The organism is Novosphingobium sp. NBM11 (genome assembly GCF_015390225.1).
GTDB lineage: Bacteria > Pseudomonadota > Alphaproteobacteria > Sphingomonadales > Sphingomonadaceae > Novosphingobium.
Genome location: NZ_VUOG01000001.1, coordinates 1,474,528 through 1,486,175 on the forward strand (window position 1 = coordinate 1,474,528; position 11,648 = coordinate 1,486,175).

11 protein-coding genes are annotated in these 11,648 nt (G+C 67.6%); 4 read left to right on the plus strand and 7 right to left on the minus strand.

Annotated features, from left to right (window positions below; all coding sequences use genetic code 11):
• Positions 1 to 6: 6 nt before the first annotated feature.
• Genes epsC through F1640_RS07070 form a run of 3 tightly spaced genes read right to left on the minus strand, consistent with a single transcriptional unit; the run spans position 7 to position 2,726 of the window.
• Positions 7 to 729 carry a serine O-acetyltransferase EpsC gene (epsC, locus tag F1640_RS07060; RefSeq protein ID WP_124810040.1) on the minus strand — a complete coding sequence of 241 codons (723 nt, stop codon included), beginning with the start codon at positions 727 to 729 and terminating at the stop codon, positions 7 to 9.
• Between the two features lie 26 nt (positions 730 to 755).
• On the minus strand, positions 756 to 1,388 hold the full coding sequence (locus F1640_RS07065) for an ATPase (protein WP_194918447.1): 633 nt from the start codon (positions 1,386 to 1,388) through the stop codon (positions 756 to 758).
• A gap of 54 nt (positions 1,389 to 1,442) precedes the next feature.
• Positions 1,443 to 2,726 carry a heavy-metal-associated domain-containing protein gene (locus tag F1640_RS07070; RefSeq protein WP_255530299.1) on the minus strand — a complete coding sequence of 428 codons (1,284 nt, stop codon included), beginning with the start codon at positions 2,724 to 2,726 and terminating at the stop codon, positions 1,443 to 1,445.
• 112 nt (positions 2,727 to 2,838) lie between these two features.
• Between F1640_RS07070 and purM the strand changes: the two genes are divergently transcribed.
• The 3 genes from purM to cls all read left to right on the plus strand — a co-directional run bounded on the left by purM (position 2,839) and on the right by cls (position 6,400).
• On the plus strand, positions 2,839 to 3,948 hold the full coding sequence (gene purM / locus F1640_RS07075; RefSeq protein ID WP_124810038.1) for a phosphoribosylformylglycinamidine cyclo-ligase: 1,110 nt from the start codon (positions 2,839 to 2,841) through the stop codon (positions 3,946 to 3,948).
• The gene (gene purN / locus F1640_RS07080; RefSeq protein ID WP_194918449.1) at positions 3,941 to 4,882 is read left to right on the plus strand and encodes a phosphoribosylglycinamide formyltransferase; all 942 of its coding nucleotides are present in this window, start codon (positions 3,941 to 3,943) and stop codon (positions 4,880 to 4,882) included. Before purM ends, purN begins: the two co-directional genes overlap by 8 nt.
• A 69-nt stretch (positions 4,883 to 4,951) precedes the next feature.
• A complete protein-coding gene (gene cls / locus F1640_RS07085; RefSeq protein WP_125953887.1) occupies positions 4,952 to 6,400 on the plus strand; it encodes a cardiolipin synthase in 1,449 nt (482 codons plus the stop codon).
• A gap of 3 nt (positions 6,401 to 6,403) precedes the next feature.
• On the opposite strand, the gene F1640_RS07090 is transcribed toward cls, so the two are convergent.
• The 4 genes from F1640_RS07090 to F1640_RS07105 form a co-directional block, all read right to left on the minus strand.
• Positions 6,404 to 6,643, minus strand: coding sequence for a hypothetical protein (locus F1640_RS07090; RefSeq protein WP_124810035.1), 240 nt, complete (start codon positions 6,641 to 6,643; stop codon positions 6,404 to 6,406).
• Positions 6,644 to 6,747: 104 nt separating this feature from the next.
• Positions 6,748 to 7,170 carry a nucleoside-diphosphate kinase gene (gene ndk / locus F1640_RS07095; RefSeq protein WP_194918451.1) on the minus strand — a complete coding sequence of 141 codons (423 nt, stop codon included), beginning with the start codon at positions 7,168 to 7,170 and terminating at the stop codon, positions 6,748 to 6,750.
• Between the two features lie 101 nt (positions 7,171 to 7,271).
• A complete protein-coding gene (locus F1640_RS07100) occupies positions 7,272 to 7,718 on the minus strand; it encodes a DNA polymerase III subunit chi (RefSeq protein WP_194918453.1) in 447 nt (148 codons plus the stop codon).
• 9 nt (positions 7,719 to 7,727) lie between these two features.
• Positions 7,728 to 9,185: a leucyl aminopeptidase gene (locus F1640_RS07105; RefSeq protein WP_194918455.1), complete on the minus strand. Its 1,458-nt coding sequence runs from the start codon at positions 9,183 to 9,185 to the stop codon at positions 7,728 to 7,730.
• A gap of 98 nt (positions 9,186 to 9,283) precedes the next feature.
• On the opposite strand from F1640_RS07105, the gene F1640_RS07110 reads away from it, so the two are divergent.
• Positions 9,284 to 11,620: an LPS-assembly protein LptD gene (locus F1640_RS07110; protein ID WP_194918457.1), complete on the plus strand. Its 2,337-nt coding sequence runs from the start codon at positions 9,284 to 9,286 to the stop codon at positions 11,618 to 11,620.
• Positions 11,621 to 11,648: the final 28 nt, after the last annotated feature.

Genomic DNA, 11,648 nt, shown 5'->3' on the forward strand with positions numbered 1-11,648 from the left:
GCCCGCTCAGGTCCGCGACCTCCGCCGCGTGGGCGACGGCGCGGTTCCGTCACCATCGGCGGTTTCGAGCTGAGCCGCCACGAGCGCGGCCACCTGCGCCTTGAGCGCGGCGACTTCCGCCTCCAGTTCATCGACGCGGGTGCCACCCGCCGGCTCGCACGGCTCCTTGCAGGGCGTGCCATAGGGGATGAAGTCCTTGAGCCAGGTTTCGACCGGGACCAGCGTGGAGCGGGCCTTGAGGCCGATCATCGTGGCGCCTTCGGGCACGTCCTCGGTCACCACCGCGTTGGCCCCCACGCGGGCGCGCTGGCCCACCGTGATCGGGCCGAGAATCTGCGCGCCCGATCCGATGATCGCGTTGTCCTGCAACGTTGGGTGGCGCTTGCCGGGCACGCCGTTGGCGGGGTTGGTGCCGCCCAGCGTCACGCACTGGTAGATCGTGACGTTGTCGCCGATCTCGGCCGTTTCCCCGATCACGGTAAAGCCGTGGTCGATAAACAGGTGGCGGCCGATCTTCGCGCCGGGATGGATGTCGATTCCGGTCATGAAGCGGGAAAAGTGATTCACCGCGCGGGCCAGGAAATAGAGCTTCCCCTGGAACAGCCAGTGCGCCACGCGGTGCAGCGCCACCGCCCACAGGCCGGGATAGAGCAGGATTTCCCAACGCGAACGCGGCGCGGGATCGCGCGCCTGGATCGAATCCAGATAGTCGATCAGTTTCGCGAACATGGGCCGATTCTCCCTCTTTTCACGGCTCAAGGCAAGCGCGGCGGTTGCCGGCCCGTGCGCTCGCCGCCCTCGCCCCCTGAAACGGCGAGCGCATCGCGCAGCAGCGATATGGTGACGGATGCCTTGCGCTCAAGGCTCAGCCTGTCGATTGTTTCGACAAGCCGCTCCGCCGCCGCATGGGTCCGCTCGATGCGGGGCAGCAGATAGGCCAGCGCGCCATCGCCCAGCACCAGCCCGCGCCGCGCCGCGTGCGCTTCGATCAAGGCCTCCAGCAGGGCATCATCCGGCGCGCCGATTTCCAGCGGCAGCGCCGCGCCCAGCCGGGAAGCGAGATCGGGCAGGGTCACCTTCCATTCGCCCGGGGCGGCGTTGCTGACGATCAGCAGCGGCCGGCCTTCCGCCTGCGCGCGGTTCCAGCGGTGGAACAGATCGTCCTGCGGCAGGCTGTCGGCATCGTCCACCACGTCCCCCACCCCGCTTTCGGCAAACCAGCGCGCCAGCAGGCTCTTGCCCGAACGCGGCGGCCCGGACAGGATCGCGGTGCGGAACGGCCAGTCCGGCGCGGCGCGCAAGCCATCGATCACCGGCTGGAGCGACGACCCGATGGCAATCGTCTCCGCCCCCACGGCGGTCACCAGCGGCAAGGCTATCTGCGACATGCGATTCATCGACCGGAACGCGCGCGCGCCCGCCGGCCATATACGGATCGCCGGTTACTTGCGGATAGAAAGCGCATTGGCGCCCTGCGTGACTTTCCAGCCCTGCGCGCGCAAAGCCGCCGCCAGCGCTTCAAGATCGCCGGCAAACGTCACGCGCATCACCGAAGTGCCGCCGATCGCGATACTGGTCGTCGCCACGCCCTGCACCCCCGCTGCCGCGCGAACGCCGGCCAGCCCCGAATCGACCGCCGCGCCATCGGGCGTAGCGAATTGCACGATGAAGGTCGTGGCGGGCGCCGCTGTGGTCGATGCTGCGGCCGCGGGGATGCCATCGGGTCCTGCGACCGGACCGGCGGCGGGCGCCGGTCCGAGTTGCCCCAGCGCCTGCTCGATCAGCTTGGGATCGATCTTGGTGGCCATGTTGATCGTGGGGTCGGGGGTCAACTGGCCGTTGGCCAGCGCGCCCGCATAGATGCCATCGATCCGGCGCACCGCATCCGCCAGCATCGCCGGCAGCTTGTCCTCGCTCTCGGCGGTCAGCTGAAAGCTGCCCAGGAAGCGGTTATCCGGGCCATAGCGCGCGGTAAAGGTGCCGCGAATCGGCCCGCCCGGCCATTGCCGTTCCAGCCGCGCGATCGGTACGACCACATCCGCCGCGCCGAATTCATCGAGGATCAGCCGCCACCAGTTGCGGCTGCGGCGCGAAACCTGACCGGCCGTGAGCAGCAGCGAATCGGCGCCGCCACCGTTGGGGCGCACATAGTCGATCACGCTTTCGCCGGTGCGGAAATCGGCCCAGGCCTTCTGCCAGGGCGTACGCGTTTCGAACACCGAACCCGCACCGCCCTGATAGAGTACGGGAATCACCAGCATCGGCGCGGACTTGGCGTGCGCGCCCTGCAAACCAAGATATTGCGACGTCCGGGCGCGATCGAAGATCAGGCCCAGCCGCGCGATATAGCGGTGCGGGCCGATTTCCTCCTTTTCGACCACCACCGCCGACACCAGCGAATCGATCGTGCCGTCATCCAGCGCCGATGCGCTACCGCTGCCCAGATGGTTGTGTTCCCACAACTTTTCCCAGCCCTTGCGCTGCGCTTCGCGCCAGCCCTTCATGCGCGCGTCCTCGGCATTGTCGCCCGAGACGTTCACCTCGATGCCGCCGACCTCGAAATCGCCGTTGCTGGCGATCGGCGCGATGCCGCGATCGCCCTCGATCTGCGCAAGCAGCGCGGGGCCGGCAAAAACCAGCGCAAGCGCCGACGCACCGCCGATTCCCGCGGCGATCCAGGCCTTCCGGCTCAACTTCGGCATCTGCATTGCGCGCGGAACGGCCAAGGGAACTCCCGTAGAATGGCCGCCGGACCCTGTTGTTCGCGACCTCTTCGCGGGCGCTTTTGCCGAAAGGCAAGTGGAAATCCAAGCAGGAAAGCGCTAGGCGGCGGCGATCATGGCAACCGACAACACTCCTTCGCCCCAAAGCTACAGCTACGAACAGGCTGGCGTTTCCATCGCCGCAGGCAATGCGCTGGTCAAGGCGATAGGCCCTTTGGCCCGTGCCACCGCCCGCCCCGGGGCGGACGCTGAGCTCGGCGGGTTCGGTGGCTTTTTCGACCTGCGCGCCGCCGGCTACAAGGACCCGCTGCTGGTGGCCGGGAACGATGGCGTGGGCACCAAGGTCAAGCTGGCCATCGACCACGACCGACACGACCACATCGGTATCGATCTTGTCGCGATGTGCGTGAACGACCTGATCGTACAGGGCGCGGAGCCGCTGTTCTTCCTCGACTACTTCGCCACCGGCAAGCTGGATAACGGCGTGGCGGAGCGGGTCGTCGCCGGCATCGCCGAAGGCTGCAAGATCGCCGGCTGCGCGCTGATCGGTGGCGAAACGGCGGAAATGCCGGGCATGTACGGCCCCGGCGACTACGACCTTGCCGGCTTCTGCGTGGGCGCGGTGGAACGTGGCGAACAACTGACCGGCGATCGCGTGGCGGAAGGCGACGTGCTGCTGGGGCTGGCTTCATCGGGCGTCCATTCCAATGGCTATTCGCTGGTGCGCCGCCTCGCCGCCGACAAGGGCTGGAAGCTCGAACGCCCGGCCCTGTTCGACAACGAACGCCTGCTGATCGATTACCTGATCGAACCGACGCGGATCTACGTGAAAAGCCTGCTGCCCGTGGTTCGTTCGGGCCGGGTCCATGCGCTGGCGCATATCACGGGCGGCGGATTGCTCGAAAACGTGCCGCGCGTGCTGCCCGCCGGGCTTCATGCGCGGATCGATGCCGACGCGTGGGAACAGCCGCGCCTGATGGCGTTCCTGCAGGCGCAGGGCAACATCGAGCCGCAGGAAATGGCGCGCACGTTCAACTGCGGCGTGGGCATGGTGCTGGCCGTCGCGCCGGCGGACGTCGCGTCGGTGACCGCCGAGCTTGAAACGGCGGGCGAAACCGTGTTCCGCGTCGGCGAAATCGTGCAGGGCGAGAAGGGCTGCACCGTGACCGGCAGCGCCGAAACCTGGTCCGCGCGCGCGGCATGGGAAGCGACGCACCTTGGCTGACCGCGCGCCCGTCGCCGTCTTCATCTCGGGCAGCGGCACCAACATGGCCGCGCTGCTCTATGCCAGCCGGGCGGAAAACTGCCCGTACCGCATCGTCCTGGTGCTTTCGAACAATCCGGACGCATCGGGGCTGAAGCTGGCCGAAGCCGAAGGCGTGGCGACGTTCTGCCTGCCGCACAAGGGCATCGCGCGCGCCGACCATGACGCGGCCATGGAAGCCGAAGTCGCCCGCGCCGGCGCGCGGTTCATCGCGCTGGCGGGATACATGCGCATCCTTTCCCCCGCATTCGTCGGCCGCTGGGAAGGCCGGATGCTCAACATCCACCCTTCGCTGCTGCCGAAGTACAAGGGCCTGCACACGCACGATCGCGCGATCGAGGCGGGCGACAGCCACGGCGGCTGCTCGGTCCATCTCGTCACCGCCGAACTCGACGACGGCCCGATCCTGGGCCAGACGCCGGTGGCGATCCTGCCGGGCGATACCGGCGACACCCTGGCCGCGCGCGTGCTGATCGCGGAACACCAGCTCTATTCGCGCGTGCTGGCCGACTTCGTGACGCGCGAAACCGCGCCGGACTACCTTGTCGCGCAAGTGCGCGAACGCGCCATGGCGCTGCCCGAGGCCGACGAGATCACCAGCCACGGCATGCCGTGCTTCGGCGTAACGAAGGGCAAGAAGTTCGCCTATGTCTCGATCGACCACCACGGCGACGGCCGGACGGCGCTGCTGGTCAAGATCAGCGGGCTGGACGAACAGGAACAGCTGATCGAAAGCGATCCGGCGCGCTATTACCGGCCGGCCTATTTCGGCGATGGCTGGATCGCGATCCGGCTCGACCTGGGCGATACCGACTGGGACGGCATCGCCGACTGGCTGCGCCGAAGCTGGGCCGCCATCGCCCCCAAGCGCCTGGCCGCAATGATGGACTTCTGACGGGCGCTTTCCGCGTTCCTCGCTGCCTGACCCTTTACAGGCGCCCGCGCGCGTGGGACGCAGAGGGCGATGACGCTTTACCAGCTTGAAGTTACCGGCGCGCTCCTTCTCGTCGCGGCGGAAATATGGGCGCTGCTGCGCGCCATGCTGCGGCCGCACCGCGAACCCGAATCGCGCGTCGCCTGGCTTGTGGTCATCCTCATGTTCCCGGTCGTCGGCGTGCTGGGCTACCTGCTGCTGGGTGAAACGCTGCTCAGCCGCGACCGGAGGCGGCGCGGCGCGGAGATCGATGCCGCGCTGCCCCGCCCGCCCGGCGACATGGCCGCGCATTGCCAAGTGAGCCAGAGCCCCTATGCCGCGCCGTTCGCGCTGGCGAGCACGGTGAACGCGCTGGAGCCGGGCGGTGGCAACGCCGCCCGCCTGTTCACCGACAGCAATGCCGCGATCGACGGCATGATCGCGGACATCGAAGCGGCACGGGACACGGTCCACCTGTGCTTCTACATCTGGTTGCCCGACAACAACGGCACGCGGCTGGCCGAAACCATGGCCCGCGCCGCCCGGCGCGGGGTGCGCGTGCGCGTGCTGGCCGATGCGCTGGGATCGCGCCTGATGACATCGTCGCCGCTGTGGCGGATGATGCGCGAGGCGGGCGTGGAAGCCCTGCCCGCGCTGCCGGTGGGCAATGTGCTGTGGACGATGCTGCGCGGCCGCGTGGACCTGCGCAACCACCGCAAGGTGCTGGTGATCGACAACCGCATCGCCTGGTGCGGCAGCCAGAACGCCGCCGACCCCGAATTCCGCATCAAGCCCCGCTTCGCGCCTTGGGTGGACATCATGACCCGCTGGGAAGGACCGGTAACGCGGCAATGCCAGTTCCTGTTCGCGTCCGACTGGATGGCCGAAGGCGGGGACGACGTATCACCGTTGCTGATCGACGCTTGCGAGGAGACGGACGAACGGCCGGGCGACATAATCGCGCAGGTCATCGGCACCGGCCCCACGCTGACGTATGCGGCGATGACCGCCTGCTTCGCCGAACTCATCCATTCCGCGCGGCGCGAACTGGTGATCAGCACGCCCTATTTCGTGCCAGACGAACAACTGCTCTACGCGCTGCTGTCCACTGCGCGGCGCGGCGTGGACACGGTGCTGATCGTGCCCGCGCGCAACGACAGCCGCTTCGTCGCGGCCGCCTGCCGCAGCTATTACCATGCGCTGCTGGAAGCCGGGGTGAAGATCCACGAATACCGGCCCGGCCTGCTCCACGCCAAGACCATGGCCGTCGACGGACAGGTGACGATGATCGGTTCGGCCAATCTCGACCGCCGCAGCTTCGAGCTGAACTACGAGAACAACATCCTGTTTCTCGATCCGGCGCTGACGAGCGCGATCCGGGCCACGCAGGACCACTGGATCGCGCAGTCCGTGCCCATCACCGCCGCGATCGTGGCCGGATACAGCCTGCCCCGCCGCCTGTGGCAGAACCTTGCCGCGATGATGAGCCCGCTGCTCTGAGAGTCAGATTTCGGCGTAATCGACCTGCGGCCGGCTTTCGCGCGTGCCGCGATAGCGGCAGGAGGGATCGTTGGCGTCGCCCGCGATCACCACGTGATCGTCATGCACTTCCAGCAGCGTGCCCACGAAGGGCATGCCTTCGAAACTGCCGTTGACGCGGTAGCTGACGGTATCGCCGACCTTGAACGTCGCGGCGTCGAAATTGAACTCGAAAGGGCAATCGCCCGAACCCATGCCGTGCATCGCTTGTCTCCCGCGCCAGACATAGCTGGTCGGCAGCGGCAGGCAAAGCAAAAGGGCCGGAGCGCTTGCCCCGGCCCTTCATGCTTTCCGTTCGGTGCGAACGATTAGCCGACGATTTCTTCCGGCTTGAAGAAGAACGCGATCTCGATCGCGGCGTTCTCTTCGGAATCCGAACCGTGGACCGAATTGGCTTCGATCGATTCGGCGAAGAGCTTGCGGATCGTGCCTTCGGCGGCGTCCTTGGGGTTGGTGGCGCCCATGATGTCGCGGTTGCGCTTCACGGCGTCTTCGCCTTCGAGCACCTGCACCACGACCGGACCGGAGATCATGAATTCGACGAGTTCGCCGAAGAAGGGGCGTTCCTTGTGCACCGCGTAGAAGCCTTCGGCCTGTTTGCGGCTCATGTGGATGCGCTTGGAGGCAACGACGCGCAGGCCCGCTTCCTCGAGCTTCGCCGTGACGGCGCCCGTCAGGTTGCGACGGGTGGCGTCGGGCTTGATGATCGAAAACGTGCGGGTAACCGCCATGGAATGTTCCTTCGCGAAATTGGGGATTTGTTGCGCGCGCCCCTAGCCGGGATTGTGCTGCGCCGCAAGACGCGCAAAAATCGGGGAGCGCGGTCGGGCTGCTACGGCCCTTCGCGCCACTTGCCGCCTTCCTGCCGCCAATAGCGTCGGTCCACGCCTTCGCGCTGGCCCAGCATTCGCCAGCAATCGCGCGCGCTATCGATGCGATCGGGCGGGAACAGCAGGAACACGCGCTCGAAATCCTCCGCGCCTTCCGCCGCATCGCGCCACACCCCGTCGGCCAGCGCCAGGAAGCGCGCGCCGTTGGCGGGATTTACCGTATCGGACAGCAGAATCGGCTGGCGGCTGTCGTGCGCGCCGCCCGCCCGTCCGTGCGCGAGAAAGCTGTCAGGCAGGCGCGTCCACAGCGCCTCGCCGATGCGGCCGAGCTGCGCCTCGTCCTGCGACACCACCAGCAGCCGGGCGCCCGCCCCCAGCGTGTTGCGCGCGATCTGCGGCAGCACGCCTTCGGCGGGATCGCGGCTCAACTGGTAGAAGTCGACGCGCACGGTGCCCGGTCAGGCTTCCAGCACGTCGCGCACGTAGCGGTCGAGCAGGCGCACGCCGAATCCGGTCGCACCCTTGTCCCAGGTCGCGCCGGGCTTGTCCGCCCAGACCGTGCCGGCGATGTCGAGATGCGCCCAGGCCACGCCCTTGTCGACGAAGCGCTGGATGAACTGCGCGGCGGTGATCGACCCGCCATAGCGCGGCCCCACGTTCTTCATGTCGGCGATGGGGCTGTCGATCAGCTTGTCGTAAGCCGGTCCGATCGGGAAGCGCCACAGCTTGTCGCCGCTGGCCTTGCCCGCCGCATCGAGCTGGCTGGCGAGCAGATCGTCGTTGGCGAAGAGGCCGGCGTGTTCATGGCCGAGCGAGATGATCATCGCGCCGGTCAGCGTGGCAAGGTCAACGATCGTGGCGGGGGCATATTCCTTCTGCACCCAGGTCAGCGCATCGCACAGCACGAGGCGGCCTTCGGCATCGGTGTTGATCACCTCGATCGTCTGCCCTGACATCGAGGTGACGACATCACCGGGGCGCTGCGCGTTGCCGTCCGGCATGTTCTCGACCAGACCGCACACGCCGATTACGTCGGCTTCGGCCTTGCGCTTCGCCAGGGCGAGCATGGTGCCGGCAACGGCAGCGGCGCCACCCATGTCCCACTTCATGTCTTCCATGCCGGCGGCCGGCTTGATCGAGATGCCGCCGGTGTCGAACGTCACGCCCTTGCCCACGAACGCGATCGGCTTGGTTCCGGCCTTGCCCTTCCAGCGCATCGCCAGGATGCGCGGTTCGCGGACCGAACCCTGCGCCACGCCGAGCAGCGCGCCCATGCCCAGTTCGGTCATTTCCGCCTTGTCGAGCACGCGGATTTCCACGCCGAGGCCGGCCAGCCGCTCCTGCGCGCGGGCGACGAAGCTTTCGGGATAGATCACGTTCGCCGGCTCGGTCACCAGTTCGCGGGTGAAGGCCACGCCTTCGGCCAGCGCGGCTTCCGCCTGCCACGCGGCTTCGGTGCCATCAGGCGCGCCGATCGCGACGATTTCGGCCAGCGAGGGCTTCTGTTCGTCGGTCAGCCTGGTGCGATAGACATCGAGGCGCCAGCCGCGCAGCAGCGCGCCGAACAGCACCGCCACCGCTTCCGCGGCGGACAGCCCGCTGCCGGTGAAATCGATGCCCAGCGCGGTTTCGCCCGAGGTCAGGTATTTCGCGGTCAGAGCCGCGCCGGCGCGTTCCAGCGCCGAAAGGCGATCCGCCGCACTCCCATCGCCGATTCCGGCGAAAGCGAACCGCTGGAGACCGTCCGGCCCTTGCGCGAAGGCTTCGAACACCTGCCCGGTCTTGCCGGTGAAGCGCGCGGCAGCGGCGCCATCGCGCACGACGGCATCGGCCTGCGCCGGGAAGGCACCCTGCGGCACCAGCGTGGCCACCAGACGGGGACGGGCTTGGGCGGCCGGGCGGAAAACAACGTTCATCGGGTGCTCCTGTCGGAAAGCGGCCACAGCCCGGCGCAGTCGTGTCGGGCTGAAATTGTGGATTTGCAGTTAGGGCGCGCTGGTGCGATAGGCAAGCCATGCAACCCGCCAAGCGGCCGCAGCCGCAAGCCCTTTACCGACGCTTGCGTCCGCGCCGCATGACCGCAGGCGTGGCGCTGATCCCGTTTTCCCGCGAGCTGGCGGGCAGCCTGGCGCTGGGCCTGATGCTCGGCACGGCCTGGCCCGCGCTGGCGCAGACGGCCATTCCGGCCTCTCCGCCCGCCCCTGCGCCATCCGCCACGCCCGCCGCCGCCGATTCGGATGATGACACCCCCGTCCAGTTCGCGGCGGACAAGGTCGAATACGCGAACGACTCCGATGTCGTCACCGCCCGCGGCAATGTCGTGCTGCGGCGCGAGGAACAGTCGGTCCGCGCCGATACGATCACGTGGAACCGCAAGACCGGCGCGATCCAGGCGCAAGGCAACGTCCGCATGGTCGATGACGTGGGCAACATCGTCTATACCGACAAGGCCGACCTGACCGAGGAACTGAAGGCCGGCGCGATGGACGACCTGCTGGTCGTGATGCGCGAAGGCGGGCGGCTGGCGGCGAAAAGCGGCGAGCGCGAGGACAATGGCGACATCATCCTGCACGATGCCGCCTATTCGGGCTGCGCGATCGAGGACATCGAAGGCTGCGCCAAGAAGCCGAGCTGGGAAATCACCGCCGTCCGCGTCCACTACGACGACAAGCAGAAGCGGGTGCGCTACAAGGGCGCAGTGCTGCACGTGTTCGGCGTGCCGCTGCTGCCGCTGCCCGGCCTTGCCCACACATCGGACTTCCGCGCCGTCAGCGGGTTGCTGATCCCGGACTTCCGGCTGGGCGCGTCGAACGGCGCCGAACTGGGCCTGACCTGGTACTGGCGCATCGCACAGAACAAGGACCTGGCGATAACCGGCAACTTCTACACCGGCTCGCTGCCGATGGCGAAGACCCGCTACCGCCAGTTGACCGAAAGCGGCGCCTTCCAGATCACGGGCTACCTCACGCGCAGCTCGGTGATCTCGGTCTCGGGCAATACGGGCGCGCAGAACCAGCAGTTCCGTGGCTATTTCGAAGGTAACGGCCGCTTCCAGCTTTCGGATAACTGGAGCATTTCGGGCTACGGCCGCATCGCCAGCGACCGCACCTTCCTGCGCCGCTATGACCTGGGCCGCGACGACCGGCTGCGCTCCTCGATCAACCTCGAACGCATCGACGACAACAGCTATTTCAGCCTGGCCGGCTGGGCTGTGCAGACGCTGCGCGTCGGCTACGCCCAGGGGCAGGTGCCGATCGCGATCCCGGCGATCGACTATCGCCGCCGGCTCGATATGCCGGGCGTGGGCGGCAAGCTGGAACTGCAGGCCAACACGCTGGCGATCACACGCACCGGCGGGCAGGATACGCAGCGCGCCTTCGCCCGCGCGCAGTGGGACCTGCGAACCGTGACCGGCATGGGCCAGGTGATCACGCTGACCGGGCTGCTGCGCGGCGACGTCTATCACAGCGACCAGAACGCCCTGACGCCAACCGTGCTCTATCGCGGCAATCCCGGCTGGCAGGCGCGCGGCATCGCCACCGCCGCGATCGACGTGCGCTGGCCCTTCGTGGGCGAATTCCTGGGCGGTACGCAGGTGCTGACCCCGCGCTTCCAGATCGTCGCCACGCCGCACGTGCGCAACCTGTCGATCCCCAACGAGGATTCGCGTTCGGTCGATCTCGACGATGCCAACCTGTTCTCGCTGAACCGGTTTCCCGGATACGACCGGATCGAGGACGGCGTCCGCTTCACCTACGGCCTCGACTGGAGCCTGACCCGGCCCGGCTGGCGCATTTCCAGCACGGTGGGGCAAAGCTACCGCCTGTCCAACGACATGACCCTGCTGCCCGACGGCACCGGCCTGACCACCCGCGCGTCCGACATCGTTGGCAGGACCGACCTGCGCTTTGGCGATATCGTCAAGTTCACGCACCGGTTCCGGCTGGATCACAACGATTTCGTGCTGCGCCGCAACGAATTCGACGCGACCATCGGCGGCCACAAGTCCTACTTCGAAGTAGGCTACCTCCGCCTCAACCGCGATATCGCCTCCACCTTCGAGGACCTGCGCGACCGGCAGGAGTTGCGCTTCACCGGGCGCGTGGCCTTCGCGAAATACTGGTCGGTGTTCGGATCGGGCGTGGTCAACCTGACGCCCCGCGCCGAGGACCCGACGAACACCGCTTCCGACGGGTTCCAGATGCTGCGGCATCGGCTGGGCTTCGCCTATACCGACGATTGCCTCGACCTGTCGTTCACCTGGGTGCGCGACTACGTGACGACGGGCGACGCGAAGCAGGGTAACGGCTTCTCGTTCTCGCTGTCGCTGCGCAGCCTGGGCGGGCGTTGACCGGCGCTTGGGGATGTCCGGCACCCCG

What these genes read in the sequence shown, in the direction of transcription:
- epsC (WP_124810040.1), bottom strand. Translation starts at nt 729, where the DNA reads ATGTTCGCGAAACTGATCGACTATCTGGATTCGATCCAGGCGCGCGAT.
- F1640_RS07065 (WP_194918447.1), bottom strand. Translation starts at nt 1,388, where the DNA reads ATGTCGCAGATAGCCTTGCCGCTGGTGACCGCCGTGGGGGCGGAGACG.
- purM (WP_124810038.1), top strand. Translation starts at nt 2,839, where the DNA reads ATGGCAACCGACAACACTCCTTCGCCCCAAAGCTACAGCTACGAACAG.
- cls (WP_125953887.1), top strand. Translation starts at nt 4,952, where the DNA reads ATGACGCTTTACCAGCTTGAAGTTACCGGCGCGCTCCTTCTCGTCGCG.
- F1640_RS07090 (WP_124810035.1), bottom strand. Translation starts at nt 6,643, where the DNA reads ATGCACGGCATGGGTTCGGGCGATTGCCCTTTCGAGTTCAATTTCGAC.
- ndk (WP_194918451.1), bottom strand. Translation starts at nt 7,170, where the DNA reads ATGGCGGTTACCCGCACGTTTTCGATCATCAAGCCCGACGCCACCCGT.
- F1640_RS07105 (WP_194918455.1), bottom strand. Translation starts at nt 9,185, where the DNA reads ATGAACGTTGTTTTCCGCCCGGCCGCCCAAGCCCGTCCCCGTCTGGTG.
- F1640_RS07110 (WP_194918457.1), top strand. Translation starts at nt 9,284, where the DNA reads ATGCAACCCGCCAAGCGGCCGCAGCCGCAAGCCCTTTACCGACGCTTG.